Annotated in this window: 17 protein-coding genes and 1 pseudogene; 14 read left to right on the top strand and 4 right to left on the bottom strand. The window is 69.8% G+C overall.

What is annotated here, in order from left to right:
* Positions 1-6: 6 nt before the first annotated feature.
* The 3 genes from fusA to OIE40_RS09025 all read left to right on the top strand — a co-directional run bounded on the left by fusA (position 7) and on the right by OIE40_RS09025 (position 4122).
* On the top strand, positions 7-2121 hold the full coding sequence (gene fusA, locus OIE40_RS09015; protein WP_319805216.1) for an elongation factor G: 2115 nt from the start codon (positions 7-9) through the stop codon (positions 2119-2121).
* A gap of 133 nt (positions 2122-2254) precedes the next feature.
* The gene (gene tuf, locus OIE40_RS09020) at positions 2255-3448 is read left to right on the top strand and encodes an elongation factor Tu (protein WP_264701869.1); all 1194 of its coding nucleotides are present in this window, start codon (positions 2255-2257) and stop codon (positions 3446-3448) included.
* A gap of 173 nt (positions 3449-3621) precedes the next feature.
* Complete coding sequence (locus OIE40_RS09025; RefSeq protein WP_264701870.1) at positions 3622-4122, top strand: aromatic ring-opening dioxygenase LigA; 501 nt, start codon at positions 3622-3624, stop codon at positions 4120-4122.
* A 113-nt stretch (positions 4123-4235) separates the two neighbouring features.
* Here OIE40_RS09025 and OIE40_RS09030 read toward each other — a convergent pair whose 3' ends face one another.
* On the bottom strand, positions 4236-5147 hold the full coding sequence (locus OIE40_RS09030; protein ID WP_264701871.1) for an SDR family NAD(P)-dependent oxidoreductase: 912 nt from the start codon (positions 5145-5147) through the stop codon (positions 4236-4238).
* A 106-nt stretch (positions 5148-5253) separates the two neighbouring features.
* Complete coding sequence (locus OIE40_RS09035) at positions 5254-6927, bottom strand: glutamine--tRNA ligase/YqeY domain fusion protein (protein WP_264701872.1); 1674 nt, start codon at positions 6925-6927, stop codon at positions 5254-5256.
* A gap of 312 nt (positions 6928-7239) precedes the next feature.
* Between OIE40_RS09035 and OIE40_RS09040 the strand changes: the two genes are divergently transcribed.
* The 3 genes and pseudogenes from OIE40_RS09040 to OIE40_RS09050 all read left to right on the top strand — a co-directional run.
* The gene (locus OIE40_RS09040) at positions 7240-7782 is read left to right on the top strand and encodes a hypothetical protein (protein WP_264701873.1); all 543 of its coding nucleotides are present in this window, start codon (positions 7240-7242) and stop codon (positions 7780-7782) included.
* A 156-nt stretch (positions 7783-7938) separates the two neighbouring features.
* On the top strand, positions 7939-8349 hold the full coding sequence (locus OIE40_RS09045) for an acetate and sugar kinases/Hsc70/actin family protein (protein ID WP_264701874.1): 411 nt from the start codon (positions 7939-7941) through the stop codon (positions 8347-8349).
* Positions 8350-8451: 102 nt separating this feature from the next.
* Positions 8452-8754 (top strand): annotated as a pseudogene (locus OIE40_RS09050) (class II aldolase/adducin family protein); the annotation flags it as partial.
* A gap of 52 nt (positions 8755-8806) precedes the next feature.
* Here the strand turns inward: OIE40_RS09050 and OIE40_RS09055 are convergent.
* Entirely contained in the window at positions 8807-10189 is a 1383-nt protein-coding gene (locus tag OIE40_RS09055; RefSeq protein WP_264701875.1) for a sn-glycerol-1-phosphate dehydrogenase, read from the bottom strand.
* 139 nt (positions 10190-10328) lie between these two features.
* Here OIE40_RS09055 and OIE40_RS09060 point away from each other — a divergent pair, with 139 nt between their 5' ends.
* From OIE40_RS09060 to OIE40_RS09085, 6 genes are all read left to right on the top strand, one after another.
* A complete protein-coding gene (locus OIE40_RS09060; protein ID WP_264701876.1) occupies positions 10329-11141 on the top strand; it encodes a M50 family metallopeptidase in 813 nt (270 codons plus the stop codon).
* A gap of 113 nt (positions 11142-11254) precedes the next feature.
* Positions 11255-11899, top strand: a complete 645-nt coding sequence (locus OIE40_RS09065) for a DUF6498-containing protein (protein WP_264701877.1) — start codon at positions 11255-11257, stop codon at positions 11897-11899.
* Between the two features lie 221 nt (positions 11900-12120).
* On the top strand, positions 12121-13512 hold the full coding sequence (gene gltX / locus OIE40_RS09070) for a glutamate--tRNA ligase (protein ID WP_413774491.1): 1392 nt from the start codon (positions 12121-12123) through the stop codon (positions 13510-13512).
* Positions 13513-13525: 13 nt separating this feature from the next.
* On the top strand, positions 13526-14245 hold the full coding sequence (locus OIE40_RS09075; protein ID WP_264701879.1) for an SDR family NAD(P)-dependent oxidoreductase: 720 nt from the start codon (positions 13526-13528) through the stop codon (positions 14243-14245).
* Entirely contained in the window at positions 14242-15165 is a 924-nt protein-coding gene (locus tag OIE40_RS09080) for a ferredoxin family protein (protein WP_264701880.1), read from the top strand. Before OIE40_RS09075 ends, OIE40_RS09080 begins: the two co-directional genes overlap by 4 nt.
* 98 nt (positions 15166-15263) lie before the next feature.
* Positions 15264-15572, top strand: a complete 309-nt coding sequence (locus OIE40_RS09085) for a thiamine-binding protein (protein ID WP_264701881.1) — start codon at positions 15264-15266, stop codon at positions 15570-15572.
* 169 nt (positions 15573-15741) lie between these two features.
* Here OIE40_RS09085 and OIE40_RS09090 read toward each other — a convergent pair whose 3' ends face one another.
* Entirely contained in the window at positions 15742-16881 is a 1140-nt protein-coding gene (locus OIE40_RS09090; protein ID WP_264701882.1) for a ScyD/ScyE family protein, read from the bottom strand.
* 236 nt (positions 16882-17117) lie between these two features.
* On the opposite strand from OIE40_RS09090, the gene OIE40_RS09095 reads away from it, so the two are divergent.
* Together OIE40_RS09095 and OIE40_RS09100 are read left to right on the top strand one after the other, a co-directional pair.
* The gene (locus tag OIE40_RS09095; protein WP_264701883.1) at positions 17118-20192 is read left to right on the top strand and encodes a methylmalonyl-CoA mutase family protein; all 3075 of its coding nucleotides are present in this window, start codon (positions 17118-17120) and stop codon (positions 20190-20192) included.
* Positions 20193-20419: 227 nt separating this feature from the next.
* Positions 20420-20611 carry a hypothetical protein gene (locus tag OIE40_RS09100; RefSeq protein WP_264701884.1) on the top strand — a complete coding sequence of 64 codons (192 nt, stop codon included), beginning with the start codon at positions 20420-20422 and terminating at the stop codon, positions 20609-20611.
* Positions 20612-20759 lie beyond the last annotated feature (148 nt).

Here is a 20759-nt window from a genome sequence, read left to right on the forward strand (position 1 = left end):
TCACAAGTGGCTATCAACGTGAACACCGACCTGGCCAAGGTGCGCAACATCGGCATCATGGCCCACATCGACGCGGGCAAGACCACCACCACCGAGCGGATCCTGTTCTACACCGGCATCAACTACAAGATCGGTGAGGTGCACGACGGCGCCGCCACGATGGACTGGATGGAGCAGGAGCAGGAGCGCGGCATCACCATCACCTCGGCCGCGACCACCTGTTTCTGGAAAGACCACCAGATCAACATCATCGACACCCCCGGGCACGTCGACTTCACCGTCGAGGTGGAACGTTCGCTGCGCGTGCTCGACGGCGCAGTGGCGGTGTTCGACGGCGTGGCCGGTGTCGAGCCCCAGTCCCAGACGGTGTGGCGCCAGGCCACCAAGTACGGCGTCCCGCGGATCTGCTACGTCAACAAGCTCGACCGCACCGGCGCATCCTTCGACTACTGCGTGAAGACGATCCGCGAGCGGCTGAACGCCACCGCGGCCATCCTGCAGTTGCCGATCGGCGCCGAAGCCGACTTCCTGGGCGTCGTCGACCTGGTCGGCATGCGCGCCCTCACCTGGCGCGGCGAGACCGCGATCGGTGAGGACTACACCGTCGAGGAGATCCCGGCCGACATGGCCGACGCCGCGGCCGAGGCCCGTGACGAGCTCGTCCAGCTGCTCGCCGACCACGACGACGACTTCGCCGAGCTGTGGCTCGAGGCGGAGGATTCGGGCGAGCTGCTCACCCCTGAGCAGATCAAGCCCGCCATCCGTCGCGCCGTGCTGGCCAACAAGATCACCGCGGTGATCTGCGGCACCTCGTTCAAGAACAAGGGTGTGCAGCCGATGCTGGACGCCGTTGTCGACTACCTGCCCTCGCCGCTGGACATTCCCGCCATCGACGGGTTCAAGCCGGGCGACGAGGAGACGGTGATCGAACGGCACCCGTCCAACGACGACCCGCTCAGCATCCTGGCCTTCAAGGTGGCGGCCGACCCGCACCTGGGCAAGCTGACCTTCGTCCGGGTGTACTCCGGCATGCTCAAGGCCGGCACGACCGTGCTGAACAGCACCAAGGGCAAGAAGGAGCGAATCGGCAAGATCTACCAGATGCACGCCAACAAGCGTGAGGAGATCGAGTCGATCGGCGCCGGCATGATCGTTGCGGTGATGGGCCTGAAGGACACCACCACCGGCGACACCCTGTGCGACCCGCAGAACCCCGTCGTGCTGGAGTCGATGGACTTCCCGAACCCGGTCATCGAGCAGGCCATCGAGCCCAAGTCGAAGTCCGACCAGGAGAAGCTGTCGGTCGCCATCCAGCGGCTGGCGGAGGAGGACCCGACCTTCCGCGTCCACACCGACGAGGAGACCGGGCAGACCATCATCGCCGGCATGGGCGAGCTCCACCTGGAGATCCTGATCGACCGGATGAAGCGCGAGTTCCGCGTCGAGGCCAACATCGGCAAGCCGCAGGTGGCCTACCGCGAGACGCTGCGGCGTCCGGTCGAGAAGATCGAGTACACCCACAAGAAGCAGTCGGGTGGCTCGGGTCAGTACGCCAAGGTGATCATCAACCTGGAGCCGATGGAAGCCGGCTCGGGCTACGAGTACGTCAACGCCGTCACCGGCGGCCGCATCCCCCGCGAGTACATTCCCGCGGTGGACAAGGGCATCCAAGAGGCGATGGCGTTCGGCCCGCTGGCCGGCTACCCGGTCGAGGACATCAAGGTCACCCTGGTTGATGGCGCCTACCACGACGTCGACTCCTCGGAGCTGGCGTTCAAGATCGCCGGCTCGATGGTCTTCAAGGAGGCCGCCCGCAAGGCCGACCCGGCCCTGCTCGAGCCGCTGATGGCCGTCGAGGTGACCACCCCCGAGGACTACCTGGGTACCGTAATCGGCGACATCAACAGCCGCCGGGGCAGCGTCCAGGGCATGGAGGAGGTGCATGGCAACCAGGTCGTGCGCGCGCTGGTGCCGCTGAGCGAGATGTTCGGCTACGTAGGCGACCTGCGCTCCAAGACCTCGGGCCAGGCGTCCTACTCGATGGAGTTCAGCCAGTACGGCGAGACCCCGAAGAGTGTGGCCGACGAGATCATCGCGAAGGGCCGCGGCGGCGCCGCCTGAGTTTGACTCTCTCGCGCCCGTAGACAAGACTTGGTAGGGTTCGCGCCCGCAGCGCGGACCGTGACCAGGGACCATATCCCAACCCAAACGACGCCGCGCGAACCGCGCGTGGCGACATCCAGAAGGAGCCTCAGTGGCAAAGGCCAAGTTCGAGCGGACCAAGCCGCACTGCAACATCGGCACCATCGGGCACATCGACCACGGCAAGACCACTCTGACCGCGGCGATCACCAAGGTGCTGCACGAAAAGTACCCCGAGCTGAACGCGGTTTCGGCCTTCGATCAGATCGACAAGGCGCCGGAGGAGCGGCAGCGCGGTATCACCATCTCCATCGCGCACGTCGAGTACCAGACCGAGGCTCGTCACTACGCCCACGTGGACTGCCCGGGTCACGCTGACTACGTCAAGAACATGATCACCGGCGCTGCCCAGATGGACGGCGCGATCCTGGTCGTGGCCGCCACCGACGGCCCGATGCCGCAGACGCGCGAGCACGTGCTGCTGGCCCGCCAGGTCGGCGTCCCGGCGATCGTCGTCGCGCTGAACAAGTGCGACATGGTCGACGACGAGGAGCTCATCGAGCTGGTCGAGATGGAGGTCCGCGAGCTGCTGGACGCCCAGGAGTTCGACGGCGACAACGCCCCGGTCGTCCGGGTCGCCGCCTTCCCGGCCATGCAGGGTGACGAGAAGTGGGGTGAGTCGATCCTCGAGCTGATGAACGCCGTGGACGAGTACATCCCGCAGCCCGAGCGGGAGACGGACAAGCCGTTCCTGATGCCGATCGAGGACGTGTTCACGATCACCGGTCGTGGCACCGTCGTCACCGGCCGGATCGAGCGCGGCATCGTCAAGACCGGCGAGACCGTCGACATCATTGGCATCGCCGACAAGAAGCAGACCACCACCATCACCGGTGTGGAGATGTTCCGCAAGATCCTCGACGAGGGTCGTGCGGGTGAGAACGTCGGCCTGCTGCTGCGCGGCACCAAGAAGGACGACGTCGAGCGCGGCATGGTCGTGATCAAGCCGGGTTCGACCACCCCGCACACCGACTTCGAGTCGAACGTCTACGTGCTGACCAAGGAGGAGGGTGGCCGTCACAAGCCGTTCTTCTCGAACTACAGCCCGCAGTTCTACTTCCGCACCACCGATGTGACCGGTGTGGTTCAGCTGCCCGAGGGCACCGACATGGTGATGCCCGGTGACAACACCGACATGACCGTGCACCTGAACAAGCCGATCGCCATGGAGGACGGCCTGAAGTTCGCCATCCGCGAGGGTGGCCGGACCGTCGGCGCCGGCCGCGTGACCAAGATCATCAAGTGATCTGATCAGCTGCCGCAAGGCCCCCCACCTGACCGGGTGGGGGGCCTTGTGCTATTAATAGCCACTTGTACTACAATGCGTCGTAGACGAGGGGTGTTTGCTCCGGTTCCCATCGGTCACCGTTGACCCGGAATCCTCGTCGGCCATGCCCCTTTACGAGGAGTCGTCACATCATGATCAAGTCTTCCAAATCGGCCCGATTGGTGGCCGTCCTGTGCGTCTTGTTCGGACTCGTCGCCGTTGGCGGCGGTGTCACGACCTGGGCGGTCGTCACCAGCCAGCTGTCGGCCGAGAACATCACCGTGCCCGCCGATTCGCCGCTGATGCCCGGCGCCAAGGTTCAGGATCCGATCACCGCCTACGCCCAGGCCGAGATCATCAATCACCACGCCCTCACCGCCAGCGGTGGCAAGACCTACGCCGAGCTGGGCGCCGAGATCACCGCGGCCAAGAACTCCGGCGACACCGCCAAGGCCGACGAGCTGACCGCGCTGCGCACCACCATGATGAACGCCTCGTTCCTGCGGGCGTCGCTGTTCACCTCGGTGCTGGCCTACGGGGTCAGCCTGCTGGTCATCGGGCTCGGCCTCATGTTCCTGCTGCTCGGCTGGGCACTTGGGTCGCTGGCCCGGCCCAAGGAGGTCCTGGCCTCGGCCCCGGCGTCCACCGAGTAGGACGCGGTCGCTAGCGCCTGACCCGAGCATTCCCTGAACCAGGGCCCACGACGTGTCGTGGGCCCTGGTTCTCGTTCGTCGCCCCGTCGGCGCCGGGCGGTCTTCGGTGATGCTCAGCGGGGGAAGCTGAGCCCGGTGAGCTCCTCGGTCGCCTCCCACAGGGCGGTCAGGGCGCGTTCGGAGCGGGCTCGCCGGGGCAGCGGTGCCCGTCCGACCGGGCCGGACGTGGCGAGCGGCCCGATCGGCCCGTAGTAGCCGCCCGCGGCGGCCTGCCGGCTGGCCGCACAGAACACCACCGGCTGGGCCCCGTCGGCGGCGGACTGCATCAGGTGGACGCCGCCGGCCAGCACCTGGCCGACTCCGACCAGCGGATTGTCCGGGAACAGCCCGGTCACCGACCAGCCGGGATGCGCCGCGTGGGCGTTGAGCCCCCATTCCGCCGCGCTGCTGCGGCGCTGCAGCTCGCGGGCGAACATCACCATCGCGAGTTTGCTGTTGCTGTAGGCGCGCGACGACGACCAGCCGCGGGTGAGGTCGAGGTCGTCGGGCCGGATATGGCCGGCGCGGGCGGCGATGGATCCCAGTGCCACGACGCGCGCGCGACTGGCCCGCCGCAGGGCGTCCAGCAGCCGGGCGGTCAACGCGAAGTGGCCGAAGTAGTTGGTGGCCATCACCAGTTCGTGTCCGTCGACGCTCTCCTGGCGCTTGCGCGTCCCGCCGATCCCGGCGTTCAGGACGAGGATGTCGACGTGCCGGTCGGCGAACTGGTCGGCGAAGGACGCAACCGACCCGAGGTCGGAGGTGTCGAGCTCCGCGACGGTGTGGCTGCCCTCGGGGTGTTCGGCCAGCAGTTCGGCGGCGACGGCCTCGCCCTTCTCGACGTTGCGGACGGCCAGCACCACGTCGGCGCCGGCCAGGCCCAGCGCCCGCGCGGTTGCCTTGCCCACGCCGCTGCTGGCTCCGGTGACGATGGCCAGGCGTCCCTTGCGGGAGGGGATGGTCAGCGGGGTGAGCCGGTCCTTCATGGCCACGAGCCTATTGGCTGACCCGCGCCGCCCAGGCCGACGACACGAGCCGGGCGGTGCCCGGCGCTCGGCCTGGCTGAGCGGGTGGTGCGGCTCGGCGGCTGGCTCAGTGAGCCTGACGCTTCTGGATCGCCGCCCATTCGTCGCGCAGCCCGACCGTGCGGTGGAACAGCAGCGCCTCCCGCGGGTCGTGGGCGAAGTAGCCGAGCCGTTCGAACTGCACCACCTGACCGGGTGCGGTCTCGGCCAGGGCGGCCTCCAACCTGCAGTCGGTGAGCACCTCGCGCGAGTCGGGGTTGAGGTCGTCCAGCGGTTCGCCGGTGCGCTCGCCCGGCACGGTCGCCGAGAACAGCCGGTCGTACAGCGCCACCGTGCCGGTCACCGCATGCGGGGCCGACACCCAGTGCATCGTCGACTTCACCTTGCGGCCGTCCGGCGCGTTGCCGCCCCGGGAAGCCGGGTCGTAGGTCGCGTGCACCTCCACGACGGTGCCGTCGGCGTCCTTCACCACGTCGGTGGCCGTGACCAGGTAGGCGCCGCGCAGCCGGACCTCGCGGCCCGGCGAGAGCCGGAAGAACTTCGGCGGCGGCACCTCGGCGAAGTCGTCGCGTTCGATCCACAGTTCGCCGGTGAACGCCACCGAGCGGACGCCGTCGTCCGGATTCTCCGGATTGTTCGCCACCTCGAAGTGCTCGACCTGACCCTCGGGCCAGTTGGTCAGCACCAGCTTCAACGGCTTCAGCACCGCCATCCGGCGCTGGGAGGTGGCGTTCAGGTCGCGGCGCACGTAGCTTTCCAGCGCCTCGATCGACTGGCGGCTGTTGGTCCGGGTGGTGCCGATGTCACGGCAGAACGCCCGGATCGCGGTCGCGGGATAGCCGCGCCGGCGCAGCGCCCGCAGGGTCGGCATCCGGGGGTCGTCCCAGCCGTCGACGACGCCCTCGTCCACGAGCTTCTTCAGCCGGCGCTTGCTGGTCACCGTGTGGGTGAACTCGAGCCGGGCGAACTCGATCTGCTTGGGCTGGTCGCCGGGCAGCGGCAGTTGCTCCAGGTACCAGTCGTACAGGGCGCGGTGGGTGTCGAACTCGAGCGTGCAGATCGAGTGGGTGACGCCCTCGATGGCGTCGGACTGGCCGTGCGCCCAGTCGTAGGTGGGGTAGATGTCCCAGGTGTCGCCGGTGCGGTGGTGGTCGGCGTGCCTGATGCGGTACATCACCGGGTCGCGCAGCTGCATGTTCTCGTGCTGCATGTCGATCTTCGCCCGCAGCACCCGGGAGCCGTCGGGAAATTCTCCGGCGCGCATCCGGCGCAGCAGGTCGAGGCTCTCCTCCGGCGTCCGGTTGCGGAACTCGCTCTCGATTCCGGGCTTGCCGAAGCCGCCGCGCTGCGCCGAGATGGTTTCGTTGTCGGAGTCGTCGACGTAGGCCTTGCCGTTGGTCACCAGATACTCGGCCCAGGCGTAGAGCTGCTCGAAGTAGTCCGACGCGTGCAGCACCCGGGCGGGGGAGTAGCCGAGCCACTCGATGTCGTCGACGATCGAGTCGACGTACTCGGTCTCCTCGGTGTCGGGGTTGGTGTCGTCCAGGCGCAGGTTGCACACGCCAGTGAAGTCCTCGGCGATGCCGAAGTCGACCACGATGGCCTTGGCGTGGCCGATGTGCAGGTAGCCGTTCGGCTCGGGTGGGAACCGGGTCTGGACGCGTCCGGCGTAGGTGCCTCGGTCGTTGTCCCGCCGGACGATGTCGCGGATGAAATCGTTGGCGGCAGGCACGGCGGTCATGCATCCCAACCTACCAATCGAGGCGTCGCCGCCTGATCCGGTGGACAGCCCGTGCGAGTGGGGGGGGGGGGGAGGGTCGGTGCCTCAGCGGTCGGGCGTCCGGTGGACCTCTGTTCTCTGCAACGCCGACTGCTTTCACCCAAGCGGGGTGTTCTCGTGTTGTGACACGAAAGCAGTCGGGCAACCCGAAAGCAGTGGGCGTTGCTGAGAACGCGGAACCCCCGGCCGGCGGTTCACAGCCGGCGACGGATCGGCTCACCAGCCGCGCACAGCCTGCCCTGATGTGCTGGAAGCACTATCAGGAGGATCGACATGAGCACGTATGAGAGCTACCCGGCCACCAGCACGGACGCCGTCGAGCGCTACCGCTACCTGGTGCGAACGGCGTCCCCCGAACAGATCGAGCAGGCGCACGCCGAGGCGTTCGCGCAGCTCAGCGCAGACGAGCGTCGGGAGGTGCTGCGGGCGCTGGCCACCACCGACGAAACGCCCACCGACGACTCGCCGGCCGCCCTGGCCCGCTCGGCGACCCGGCTCGAGGTGCGTCAGCCGGGCACCATGGAGCGGCTGTTCGGCACGCAGAACAGCACCCAGCGCACCGTCTGGACGTCGTTGGCTGCGGGCTTCGCAGGTTCGGCGGTGTTCAACCTGCTGTTCGACCGTCCCGGCGGGCTGTTCGGTGGTGGCGGGTTGTTCGGGGGCCTGTTCGGCGGGCACTGGGGCGGCCGGCCGCCGGGTGCGCCCGGTTTCGGGGGCTTGGGCGGTCCCGGCGGCTTCGGTGGTTTCGGTGGCGGTCCGGGCGGGGGTCCCGGCGGTGGGTTCGGCGGGGGTCCCGGCGGTGGCCCCGGACGCTGAGGCCGCGTCGGCGTCCGGCCCGGGTCACGTTCACCTGACACCGCACAAGGCCCTCGCTAGGCTCGCAGGGGTCGACCCGCTCGACATCATCGGGCTGGGCACCGACTTCACCTCGGCGACGGTCATGCCGACCGATTCCGGGGCGTGCCGCTGTGCATGAAGCCCGCCTTCCGCAACCGGCCGCACGCGTACGTGAAGCTGTGGAAGCACCACGGCGGCCAGGAGCAGGCCGAGCGGATGATCGCGTTGGCGAAGGAGCGCAACGAGCCGTGGCTGAGCCGGTACGGCAACACGCTGTCATCGGAGTTCGCCATTCCGAAGCTGCTGGAGACCCTCGAGAAGGACCCCGAGGTCCATCACACGATGGACCACTTCGTGGACGCCGTCGACTGGATCGTCTGGCAGCTCACCTGGAACTACGTCCGCTCGGCCGGAGCCACGGGGTACAAGGCCCTGTTCCAGGACGGCCAGTTCCCCTCCACCACCGACTACTTCAAGGGTCTCGATCCCGATTTCGAGAACGTCGGTCGAGGAGAAGCTCGCCGCGCCGGTCGGGCAGCTCGGTGACAAGGCGGGCGAGCTCAGTGTCGAAGCGGCGTACTGGACCGGCCTGAAGGCCGGCATCCCGGTCTCGGTCGGCAACATCGACGCGCACGTGACCGCCCCCGCCTGGGCGACGAGTTCGGCGGGCCGGTGCCGATCGGGCCGTTCGCGCTGATCGGCGACGACTCGATCGGACGCGGCATCGTCGAGACCCTGCGCGCCTCACGCTCGCCCGCGGTGCTGATGCAGAACCACGACCCGTTCACGGTCGGCAGGAACGCCCGCGAGTCGGTCAAGGCCGCCGCCATGTGCGAGGAGGTGGCCCGCAGAGTGCACATCGCCCGACAACTGGGCGACCCGATCCCGATCCCGCAGGAGAAGATCGACTCGCTCTACGAGCGGTACCAGAACGTCTACGGCCAGCACTGACCGGACGCCGACGGGGGTGGGACGCCAGGCGTCCCACCCCCGTCGCTCGCGTTCAGTCCTGCGGGTCGAGGTGCCCCTCGGTGGGGATCGGGGTCTCGGCCCAGTAGCCGCCCGGGGCGAACAGGGTCTCGACCACCTGGTCGAACAGGCCCAGCTCGAACAGGGCGTCGAAGATCGTGTACCGCGAGCGGATCGTCTGGCTCTGATAGTAGGTGAGCTTCAGCTTCTCCTGGTCGATGCCGACCTGGCCCGGATGGTACGGCGCGCCGGCCCGGCGCAGCTTGTCGGCGATGTCGGCGGGCGTCATCACCTGCGGCCCGACCCGCTCGAGGATGGCCGCCCAGTGATCCTTGATCAGCTGGACGCGGGCCGCGATCTGGTCCTTCGGCACGTACTTGGCCCGGGACTGCGACAGCGCGGCGGCGCGGATCGCGGGCAGCGGCTGCAGCGCCTCGATCCGGGCGTCGTTGTCCTCGGGACTGAGCCACTCGGCGGCGCGCTGCTCGGGGTCGACGCCGGCAACGTCGAGGCTCGGGAGCAACTCGTAGACCGCACAGGAGGCCACGGTGCCGATGCCGACCTTGTTGCCGTGCGACAGCGGCGGCTCCCAGCTGAGGCCGTGACCCTCCATCTCCCACTGGTGGGAGAAGTTGTGGCCGGCGCCCGAGGCGGGGCGCGACGACTGGTGCGCCTGCATGGCCAGGCCGGACAGGATCAGCTCCTCGGCCAGCAGACCGATCGAATCGGGATTACCGGCGGCCAGACCCTCGGGGTCGGACAGGGCCGCCACCAGCGGCGGCTGCACCAGATCCCACACCTTGTCGTCGACGGCCTCGATGCCGAGCTCGTCGGCGACCAGCCAGTCGGCGCCGCCGGGCACCTTCTCGATCAGGTCGCCGTAGCCGGTGGCGGTCAGCCGCTGCGGCGCGGCCGCCATGATGTCGAGATCGGCGACCAGCCCCGCCGGGGCGGGGCAGTCCCGAGTGATCTTGAACCCGTCACGGGTGATCGAGGCGCCGAAGGCCGCGTAGCCGTCCATCGACGCGGCGGTGCACACGTTCAGGTAGCCGCGGCCCAACTCGCCGGAGGCGAGCTTGGTGATGTCGTTGAGAGTGCCGGAGGCGACCGAGCAGGCGATGGCGTCCACGCCGCTGAGGTGATCCCGCAGCCTCTCCACGTTCTCGTAGCCCGCGTACAGGGTGGGCGTGCCGGGGAAGATGTACGGCTCGACCACCGTCACACCGGCCGCTTCGAGGGACGCCCTGACCTGCTCGCCGGCCACCTCCCAGGTGTTGCCGTCGGCCACCAGGATGCACTGCGCGTCGCCGAACAACTCCTTGAACAGGGCACCGGTCTGACCCACCACGTCGCGACCACTGATGATCGCCTTCGTGTCGGTGGAGTCCTGAAGTGCCTTGTCAATGAGTTCAGTCATGCTGAATCCTCCTCCAAACGTCGTCGGCCGGAACGATTTCGATTCTGTCGCATTACGGCGTCCGTGTCTGCCTCCCGAGGGGTTTCGGTCGCGCCGGGGCGGAGTCCCCGGCCGCGCTCCGGGAGCTTCCTACACTGGAGTGCGTGCCAGCCCCTACTTCCCCGTTCCGGTGGGCCGCCGGGTCGGACGCGGGACCGAGCCGGGTGAACTGGCCCGTGTGGGCGGGGTTCGTGAGATGACTCGGCTGCAACGGATCTGGACCGACATCGTCGGCGTCCAGGACCCGCCGGCGATCACCGCCATCTGGCTGACCGCGGTGGTGGCGGTGCTGATCGTCATGCTGCGGCCCACCTGGCGGCCGGCCCGTCACGCCGTCACCATCGCCCACGAGGGCGGGCACGCGCTGGCGGCGCTGGTGACCGGACGGAAGCTGTCCGGGATCAGGCTCCATTCGGACTCCTCCGGGCTGACCCTGTCGAGGGGGAAGCCGCGCGGGCTCGGGATGATCGTGACCGCGGCCGCCGGCTATACAGCCCCCAGCCTGCTGGGCCTGCTGGCCGCCGGGCTGCTGCATCAGCGACACGCATTGGCCGTGCTGTGGACGGCTTTGCTGCTGCTCACCGCCATGCTGCTGAAGATCCGCAACTTCCGGGGGCTGTACGTGATGCTGGTGGCCGGCTTCGTGGTGTTCGCGGTCTCGTGGTGGGCCTCGGCCCCTGTGCAGTCGCTGTTCGCGTACCTGGTCACCTGGTTCCTGCTGCTCGCCGGACCCAAGACCGTGCTGGAGTTGCAGGCGACCCGGCGCCGTGGGCGAGGATCCAGCAGCGACGCCGACCAGCTGGGCCGGCTGACTAGGGTGCCGGGGCTGTTCTGGGTGGGGTTCTTCCTCGTTTTCGACCTCGCGGCGCTCGTCGTGGGTGCCTGGTTGATCGTTCCCCGGCTGGTGCCCTGAGCGGCCTGGAACGGGCCGCTCGATCGGCCACCGTCCTGGGCAACCGATCACATGCCCTGTTCGCGGGGCGTCCTCGGGCGGAGGGTGCCCCGCGGATCGGGCAGCATGGCGGGATGCAACAACTGGCCCGGGTGCTCGGTTTCACCGCGCTGAGCGCACTCGCAGACCGATTGCCGGCCCGGACGGCGGCGCTGGTGCAACTGGTGCTGATCCTCGTCGGCTCGCTGCTGCCGCTGTGGCCGCTGTGGCGTGGCGTGATCGCCTTGCAGGATCTGCTCGCCTACAGCGCACTGTGGCTGCTGCTGTCGGTGCTGACCACCGTGATCCGGCTGCGCACCATGCCGGGCGATCGGGCCGTGATCGGCTTCTTCAGCATGCACTACGCGATCATGATCGGCGTTCTCGGCCTCATCGTGGGCGTGTGGTCCATCATCCTGCTGGTCATGGCCGGGGTCAGCGGAGGCTGGTGGACGCTGCTGCTCACGGCGGTCGCGATGGCGCTCGCCAATGCGTGGGCGCTGGCCGACGGCTGGTTCGGGCGGGGCGGACGCGAGCGGGCGAAACTGTGGCAGGTCCTGCTGCCGGGCTATCTGCGATTCGTTCCGGTGTTGCTGGCCACGGTGTTCGGGGCCGTGGCGATCATCGGAGGCTGGCCGGCGTCCGATCGGCTGGTGGTCGGGGCGTGTCTGGTGCTGGCCCTGACCGTGATCGACGTGACGTTGGCCGTGGCGTCCTATCGACCGGTGCTGACCTCGTAGCCAGGCGGGGGAGATCCCGCGTTCGCCGGGTACGGAGTCTTTCGTCATCCCGGGCTTGCCCCTTGTCCGGGGTGCGGTGGGATCCCGGCGTACGCCGGGATGAGGGGGCGGCCGGCCGTCCGGCGCCGCCACGGTAGGCTGAACCGGCCATGACTCAGACTCCCGCACGCCTGCGTGTTGCGCCGTCGCCCACCGGAGACCCGCACGTCGGCACCGCCTACATGTCCCTGTTCAACAAGGCCTACGCCGAGCACACCGGTGGGGCCTTCGTGCTGCGGATCGAGGACACCGACCGCGCGCGCTACGTCGCCGACTCCGAACGGCAGATCTTCGACACGCTGCGCTGGCTGGGCCTGCCCTGGGACGAGGGCCCGGACGTCGGGGGCCCCTACGCGCCGTACCGGCAGTCCGAGCGGCTGGACACCTACCGGCCCTTCGTGGAGCAGTTGATCGAGTCCGGTCACGCCTACCACTGCTGGTGCTCGCCCGAGCGGCTGGCGCAGCTGCGGGCCGAGCAGCAGGCGTCCAAGGCGCCGGTGACCGGCTACGACCGGCTCTGCTACGGCAAGACCCGCGACGAGCGTGCGGCCCTGCCCGGGTTCAGCCCCACCCCGGTGGTGCGGATGCTGATCCCCGACGACGCTCCGCTGCAGTTCACCGACGTGATCCGCGGCGAGGTGAGCGCGCCGCGCCCCGACGATCAGGTGATCCTCAAGGCCGACGGCTTTCCCACCTACCACCTGGCCGTGGTGGTCGACGACCACCTGATGGGCATCACCCACGTCGTGCGCGGGGAGGAGTGGATCAGCTCGACGCCGAAGCACGTCCTGCTGTACCGGTTCCTCGGCCTGACCCCGCCGGCGTTCGCGCACATGCCGCTGCTGCGCAACACCGACAAGTCGAAGATCTCCAAGCGGAAGAACCCGGCCGCCCGGCTGCTGTGGTTCCGCGAACAGGGCTACCTGCCCGAGGCGCTGCGCAACTTCCTGCAACTGCTGGCCTACCCGCCGGTCGGCGAATCCGAGAAGGCCACCTTCGAGGAGTTCGTGGCCGCGTTCGACTGGGCCAAGGTCAACACCGTCGGCCCCGTCTTCGACCTGAAGAAGCTGGACTGGCTCAACGGCGAGTACATCCGCTCGCTGAGCTCCGACGAACTCGCCGAGCGGATCGTCGAGCACCTGCGGTTCACCGGCGAGTGGGCCGAGCCCGACCCGGCGAAGGTCGATCTGCTGCGCCGCGCCACCCCGCTGATCCAGGAGCGGCTGGGGGTGCTGTCCGAGGCGCTGGGCAAGGTGGCCTTCCTGTTCACCACGGACGCCGACCTGGTGGTCGCTGACGACGCCCGGGCCCAGCTCGGCGAGAACTCCGCCGAGGTGCTGGATGCCGCGATCGAGGCGCTGCAGGGACTGGACGCGTTCGACACCGCCTCGATCGAGGCGGCGCTGCGGGCGTCCCTGGTCGACGGACTCGGCCTGAAGCCGCGGTTCGCGTTCGGTCCGGTCCGCGTCGGCATCACCGGTTCGCGGGTGTCGCCGCCGCTGTTCGAGTCGATCGAACTGCTGGGCCGTGACTCGAGCCTCGCCCGGCTGCGGGCGCTGCGGGCCACGCTGTGACGGCGGTGCCGCGATGAGCGTCGTCGCGATCTTCGGCGGGCGCTCCGAGATCGGTCTCGAGATCGCCGGACGCCTGGCGTCCGGCAACACCGTCGTGCTCGCCTCCCGGGCCGGGGGCGAACGGCCCGACGTGGCCGGCACCGACCGCGTGCTGCACTACGACTTCGATGCCGACGACGTCGCCGGCCAGGCCGCGGTCGTGGACGCCATCGAGGCCGAGGCCGGACCGATCGACATCGCGGTGCTCACCTTCGGCGTCCTCGGCGACCAGCGCAGGGCCGAGGCCGACGTGGACGAGGTGGTGCGCATTCTGCACACCGACTTCGTCGCCCAGGCGGCACTGCTGACCACCTTCGCCGACCGGATGCGGGCCCGCGGAGCCGGAACCCTGGTGGCGTTCTCGTCGGTGGCTGGGCAGCGGGTGCGGCGGGCCAACTACGTGTACGGCTCGGCCAAGGCCGGGCTGGACGGTTTCGCCTCCGGCCTGGCCGACGCCCTGCACGGCAGCGGCGTCGACCTGATCATCGCCCGGCCCGGCTTCGTGATCGGACGGATGACCGACGGCATGACGCCCGCGCCGTTCTCGTCCACCCCGGCGCAGGTCGCCGAGGCCGTGGTGAAGCGGATCACCGACGGCGGCCCGGTCGAGGTATGGATCCCGTGGCAGTTGCGGGCGCTGTTCTTCGTGGCGCGGTTCGTTCCCCGGGCGTTGTGGCGGCGGATGCCGCGATGACCTGCTCGTTCGCCTGGGACGACGCGGGGCTGCCGGCCTGGGGCACGGCGCCCCGTGCATCGTTCTGGGTGGCGGTCGAGCAGAACGGGCCGTGGGGCAACAAGGCGTTCACCCAGTCCCGGCTAGACCCGGCCGTCGGTGGTGCGCTGGAGTCCGCGGCGCTGGACGCCGGGGGGCGGGCGCTGCTGATCCGGCGTCCGGCCAGCCACGCCGACCAGCACGACCACCGACGCCGGCAGGTGTTCGTGGCCGGCGGGCTGGCCGGGACGCCGTGGCTGCTCGCCGGGTGGGTGGCCGAGCCCGAGCAGGTGCTCGACCTGCCGTTCGACGAGCTGGCGGGTGCCGATCCGGCCGACCTGGCCGGACGGATCGACTGGCTGCAGGAAGCCGCCGGGGGAGTGCTGCTGGTCTGCGCCAACGCCAAACGTGACCTGTGCTGCGCGCTGCGCGGGCGTCCGATCGCCCTGGAGTTGGAACGGGAGCACCCCGGCCGGGTCTGGGAATGCACCCACACCGGGGGGCACCGGTTTGCACCGACCGGGGTGGTGCTGCCCAACGGACAGTCGCTGGCCCGGCTCACCCACGAGGTGGCCGACGCCGCGCTGAAGGCCGCGGACGCCGGGTTGCTCGCCACCGACACGTTCGGCCCCAGGCACGACCGCGGCCGCGGGCACCTCGCTCCGGCCGAGGCGGTCGCCGAGGCGCACGTGCGGCAGCTCACCGGCGAGGCTCGCCCACACGCGCTGACCGCGCGCACGGCCGGGGACGCGATCGAGGTGATCCACGCCGACGGACGCCGCTGGCAGGTGCAGGTGGAGTCGTTCGACCACCCCGAGCCGCTCCAGGAGTCGTGCGCCAAGGCGGCGGTCGCCGCCCATGCTTGGCGGGTCAGCGACTGCGTGGACGCGTCCGCCTGTTGAGCCGGGCATGGCCCGCTGGGAACCGCTGGTTGAGCGTGCCGGAAACCGTTGGCTGAGGGTGTCGAAACCCTTGGCGGCGCTTCGCCTAGCCTGGCTGCATGTTGTTTGCGTTCTCGGTGGCCCCTGCAACCTCCAGCGAACCGGACGGGTCGGTCAGCGAGGCCGTCGCGGCGGCGATCGCGGTCGTGCGGGCCAGCGGCCTGCCCAACGAGACCACCGCGATGTTCACCACCCTCGAGGGCGACTGGGACGAGTGCATGACCGTCATCAAACAGGCCTGCGAGGCGGTGCAGCGGTTCAGTCCGAGGGTGTCGCTGGTGCTCAAGGCCGACCTGCGGCCGGGCTTCGACGACCAACTGTCGGCCAAGGTCGAGCGCGTCGAGGAACGACTGAGCGGGCAGGCGTGACGTTCAGGCTCCGTCCGGTCGAGCCCCGGGACGCCGACGACCTGGGCCGCGCAGCACGATCTCGACATCGCCGACGGCTTTCGGGTTGGCCTCTTGCTTTCGGGTTGTGACGCGAAAGCAAGAGGCCTAGGCGAAAGCGGCCGGCGATGTCGAGATCGGTTGCGCCGAATCAGAGCCTGATCTTCAGCACCTGGCCCGCGTCCTTGGCGATGGCGCCGGTGGTCACGTAGGCGTTACCGCCGCGGATCGCGATGCCGTACGGCGCGAACAGGTCGCCGGCGACGGTGGTGTGGTCGGCCGGGGTGGTGCCGCTGGGCTTCACCTTCACCACCGAGCCCGTCGGGCCGGCCAGCAGACCGTTGTTGGCGAGCTGCACCACGTACAGGGTGCGGCCGTCGAAGGCGAGATCGGTGACGTTGGTCAGCCCGGTCGCGTACACCGTCGACTTGCCGGTGCGTGGATCGACCCGGTAGATGTTCGCGCCGCCGACCGGGAAGGGGAAGCCGGTCAGTTCGCTGACGTACAGCGCCCCGTCCCAACCCCGGGTGGCCACCGAGGTGGGCACCGACTGCATCGGAACCTGCTGCCCGGCGAAGTCCACCAGGCGGCTGTCGTAGGCGGCCACCTGCTTGATCCGGCCGCGCTGGTTGACCGACAGCACCGTGTTGCCGCCGGCGTCGGTGACGAAGTACTTACCGCCTTCCAGCAGCATGCCGCTGGGGTTGCTGTCGGGGTCGGCGATCGGGTTGTTCGCGCCCTCCCAGGCGGCAAGGTCGGCGATGACCTGCAGCTTGCCGTTCCAGCCGACGCGGGACAGGGTGCCCATCTTCTGCGCGGCCGCCGGCAGTGCGGCACGGGCGTCCGGTGGGGCGCCGAGGCCGATCAGGACGGTCAGGCCGTTGCGGCCGAAGGCCACGTCGCTCGGACCGGACGCCGACTCGCCGGTGCCCTCACCGGCGATCGAGGGGAGGTTCTTCACGATCCGGAACTGCTTGCCCCTGCTGGTCACCATCGTGATCGCGCCGGAGGTGCCGAAACAGGAGTTTCCGCCCTCAGGAGAGGTGACACACGGTCCGCTGCCCCCCTCACCGGCCTCGGCGACGAGCAGGTCTCCCCAGGGCGTGAACGACAACTGCCGGGGGTTGTCCAGCCCGGTCGCGAAGACCACGGGCTCCTTCGGCCCCCCGGGACCCCCCTTGTGGCCGCCGCCGGCCATCGCTGAGGGCGCTCCCATGAGCGCCACTCCCAGCACTGCGGACGATGCGATGGCGGCCAGTCGCAGGCCGCTCAAGCGCAGGTGCACCTTCATCCGATTCCTCCCCGGGTCGTGATGGACGGCGCCAGTCTGCTCGCGTGCGCGCCGCGCCGGTATCCCACTACGGGTGGGACAATTGCCCACCAGGTTTCTGGGGGGCGCCACGGCTCCGACGGTGCCGGGTCGGACGCGACCCCGGTCGGGCGGACCGACGACGAGGGACGCGCCGGCCGTCGGCACCCGCGGGGCCGGGCTCGACACTCGTGCCGGCCGGTGAACTAATGGGGGGTATGAGGTCATCACCGGTGCGGATCGTGACGGCCGCCGCCCTGTTCGACGGGCACGACGCGGCCATCACCGTGATTCGGCGCGTGCTGCAGTCGCGCGGCGCCGAGGTGATCCACCTGGGCCACGACCGCAGCGTCGAAGAGGTGGTCACCGCCGCGGTCGACGAGGACGCCGACGGGGTGGCGGTGTCGTCCTACCAGGGCGGACACCTGGAGTACTTCGGCTACCTCGTGGACCGGCTCGCCGAGCGGGGCTCGCCGGCGAAGGTGTTCGGCGGCGGCGGTGGAGTGATCGTCGCCGACGAGATCGCCGCCCTGGCCTCCCGGGGCGTGATGATCTACAGCCCGGCCGAGGGCCAGCGGCTGGGACTGACCGGCATGGCCGACGAGGTGATCGCCGCCTGCCGGGGGGTGCAGCGCAGCAAGCTGGACGCCGAACCGGCGGGCGCGTCGCTGCCGCGGACGATCACCCTGCTCGCGCAAGGGCGTCGGCTCGACCTGCCGGACGCCCGGCCGCCGGTGCTCGGTATCACCGGCACCGGAGGATCGGGCAAGTCGTCGCTGACCGACGAGTTGCTGTTACGGTTCCGCCGGCGCGCGCCGCACCTGCGGATCGCGGTCCTGGCGATCGATCCCACCGCCCGCCGCGGGGGAGCGCTGCTGGGCGACCGGATCCGGATGAATGCCCTGGGCGGGGTGTACTTCCGGTCGTTGGCCACCCGCGGGGCGCCCGGCGGCGTCCCGGTCGGACTGGACGAGATGATCGCCGCGTGCGGCGCGGCCGGGCACGACCTGGTGATCGTCGAAACCCCCGGCATGGGTCAGGGCGACGCGGCCATCGCCGACCATGCCGACCTGGTGCTGTACGTGATGACCCCCGAGTACGGCGCCGCCACCCAGTTGGAGAAGATCGCCGCCCTCGAGGTGGCCGACCTGGTGGCGATCAACAAGTTCGACCGCCGCGGCGCCGAGGACGCCCTGCGCGACGTCGCCAGGCAACTGATCCGTGCCCGGGGCGCCTTCGGGCAACGCTGGCAGGACCAGCCGGTGCTGGGCACGGTGGCCTCCCGGGTCAACGACGACGGCGTGAACCGGCTGTTCGACCGGCTGCTCGGCCTGTTGGCGGACGCCGGGGTCCCCGCTGGCCAGCCCGACGAGGCCTCGACGACGCCCGGCTCGTCGACCACGACGCCCGGGGAAACCGGTACGGGTGCCCCCGCCGCGCCGGCCGGCAGCCCGACGCAGTCGATCATTCCGCGGGGCCGCGAGCGCTATCTGGCCGAGGTCGCGGACGCCGTCCGCGACTACCACGCGCAGACCACCGACCTGGTCGAGCAGGTCCGCCGGCACGACCATCTCGAGGCCGTCGCCGCGCTGCTGGACGACCCGGGCGTCCTGGCCGGGCACCGGGCGCCGCTACCGCGGGCGGCCGCCGACCTGCTCGACGCCTGGCGTGCGGCCGGCGCCGACCCCGGGCCGATCGCCGAGACGCTGTCCGGGCTGTCGCTGCCCAAGGTAGCGGTGCCGTCCGACCCCGAAACAGGGGCGCTGGTGCGCTACCTGCGCGAGGAGAACCGTCCCGGGGCGTTCCCGTTCACCGCCGGCGTGTTCCCGCTGAAGCGGTCGGGGGAGCGGCCGACCAGGATGTTCGCCGGCGAGGGCGACCCGGCCCGCACCAACCGGCGCTTCCACCTGCTCGCCAAGGACCAGCCCTCGACCAGGCTGTCGACGGCGTTCGACTCGGTGACGCTGTACGGGCGCGACCCGGACCGCCGTCCCGACATCTACGGCAAGGTCGGCACCTCCGGGGTGTCCATCGCGACGCTCGACGACATGAAGGACACCTTCGCCGGCTTCGACCTGGCCGACCCGAAGACGTCGGTGTCGATGACCATCAACGGCCCCGCGCCCACCATCCTGGCGATGTTCTTCAACGCCGCCATCGATGCGGCCGGCGACCCCGAGGTGGTGCGGCGGGTGCGCGGCACCGTCCAGGCCGACATTCTCAAGGAGGACCAGGGCCAGAACACCTGCCTGTTCTCGACCGACTTCTCGCTGCGGGCGATGGCCGACGTGCAGGAGTGGTTCATCGAGCACGGGGTGAAGGGCTTCTACTCGGTGTCGATCTCGGGGTATCACATCGCCGAGGCCGGGGCGAACCCGATCACCCAGCTCGCGCTCACCCTGGCCAACGGCTTCACCTACGTCGAGGCCTACCTCGCGCGCGGCATGGCCATCGACGACTTCGCGCCCAACCTGTCGTTCTTCTTCTCCAACGGCATGGACGCCGAGTACTCGGTGATCGGACGCGTCGCTCGCCGCATCTGGGCCGTCGCGCTGCGCGAGAGGTACGGGGCGGGTGAGCGGGCGCAGAAGTTGAAGTATCACATCCAGACCTCGGGACGGTCGCTGCACGCCGCCGAGATGGAGTTCAACGACATCCGCACCACGCTGCAGGCACTGTGCGCCTTCTACGACAGCGCCAACAGCCTGCACACCAACGCCTATGACGAGGCGGTGACGACCCCCTCGCCGGCGTCGGTGCGACGGGCACTGGCGATCCAGCTGATCATCGACGCCGAGTGGGGGCTGGCGGCGGTGGACAACCCGCTGCAGGGGTCGTACTTAATCGAGCAACTGACCGCGCTGGTGGAAGAGGCGGTGCTGGCCGAGTTCGACCGGCTGGCCGACCGGGGCGGCGTCCTCGGTGCGATGGAGACCGGCTATCAGCGCGGGCTGATCCAGGACGAGTCGATGCTGTACGAGTCCCGCAAGCACGACGGGTCGATGCCGATCATCGGGGTCAACACGTTCCTGAACCCGGACGCCGAGGCGTCCGCCCCGACGGTGCTGGCCCGCGGCACCACCGAGGAGAAGGAGTCGCAGTTGGCGAGGCTGGCCGACTTCCACGCCAGGCACGCCGCCGAGGCGCCGAAGGCCTTGGAACGCCTCAAGCGGGTCGCGCTGAGCGGCGGCAACGTGTTCGACGAGCTGATGCGGACGGTGCGGGTGGCGTCCCTCGGCCAGATCTCCGAGGCGTTCTTCGAGGTCGGCGGGCGGTACCGGCGCACCATGTGAGCGTGCCGCGACCGGGGCCTGTCCGCGGGTCGTCGGGGACCGCTCCGGGAGTCGCCGGCAGGTGGGTGCGGATCGCCGGGGAGGGACCTTGCGCCGGGCCCGTCTCACCGACCACGGGGCGACGATCGGCAGCAGTTGGGCCTAGGCGATATGGGCAACGATCTGCTGCCGTAAAACCACCTGAAAGGAAGTCCCGTGCGCCCCACGTTCCGCAGTCCGTCGCCGGGTTGACGGCAGAGAACGTACTGCTGGTGGACGCCGACGACGCCACCGTCGCCGCGATCAAGAAGCATCCCGCGTATCGAAGAAGATCAAGGCGGCCACCTCGGGCACGCTGGCCCGCTGGTCACGCCAGCTTCAAGCTCGACTACTACCGCGCCGTCGACATGGCGCAGCGACTGGCCAACGCCTACGCGTGACCGGTGCCCTGCAGCAGCGGAGCGCGGTCGCCGAGGCGGCCGCGCTTCCGCTGCGTCGTCCACCGACCCGGACCCGGGCCGCCGAGCTGGTTGCGCAGGCGTGCACCGTCGTGGCCGGCCACGAAGCCGGGCTCGGCTCAGCGCTGGA

Source organism: Micropruina sonneratiae (assembly GCF_025972045.1).
Lineage (GTDB): Bacteria > Actinomycetota > Actinomycetes > Propionibacteriales > Propionibacteriaceae > Micropruina > Micropruina sonneratiae.

Bases quoted from the DNA above. Each gene is read 5' to 3' on its own strand.
- OIE40_RS09065 (WP_264701877.1), top strand. From the start codon at position 11,255: ATGCAACAACTGGCCCGGGTGCTCGGTTTCACCGCGCTGAGCGCACTC.
- OIE40_RS09040 (WP_264701873.1), top strand. From the start codon at position 7,240: ATGAGCACGTATGAGAGCTACCCGGCCACCAGCACGGACGCCGTCGAG.
- OIE40_RS09055 (WP_264701875.1), bottom strand. From the start codon at position 10,189: ATGACTGAACTCATTGACAAGGCACTTCAGGACTCCACCGACACGAAG.
- gltX (WP_413774491.1), top strand. From the start codon at position 12,121: ATGTCCCTGTTCAACAAGGCCTACGCCGAGCACACCGGTGGGGCCTTC.
- OIE40_RS09030 (WP_264701871.1), bottom strand. From the start codon at position 5,147: ATGAAGGACCGGCTCACCCCGCTGACCATCCCCTCCCGCAAGGGACGC.
- OIE40_RS09085 (WP_264701881.1), top strand. From the start codon at position 15,264: ATGTTGTTTGCGTTCTCGGTGGCCCCTGCAACCTCCAGCGAACCGGAC.
- OIE40_RS09075 (WP_264701879.1), top strand. From the start codon at position 13,526: ATGAGCGTCGTCGCGATCTTCGGCGGGCGCTCCGAGATCGGTCTCGAG.
- OIE40_RS09035 (WP_264701872.1), bottom strand. From the start codon at position 6,927: ATGACCGCCGTGCCTGCCGCCAACGATTTCATCCGCGACATCGTCCGG.
- OIE40_RS09045 (WP_264701874.1), top strand. From the start codon at position 7,939: ATGAAGCCCGCCTTCCGCAACCGGCCGCACGCGTACGTGAAGCTGTGG.
- OIE40_RS09080 (WP_264701880.1), top strand. From the start codon at position 14,242: ATGACCTGCTCGTTCGCCTGGGACGACGCGGGGCTGCCGGCCTGGGGC.
- OIE40_RS09025 (WP_264701870.1), top strand. From the start codon at position 3,622: ATGATCAAGTCTTCCAAATCGGCCCGATTGGTGGCCGTCCTGTGCGTC.
- OIE40_RS09090 (WP_264701882.1), bottom strand. From the start codon at position 16,881: ATGAAGGTGCACCTGCGCTTGAGCGGCCTGCGACTGGCCGCCATCGCA.
- OIE40_RS09095 (WP_264701883.1), top strand. From the start codon at position 17,118: ATGAGGTCATCACCGGTGCGGATCGTGACGGCCGCCGCCCTGTTCGAC.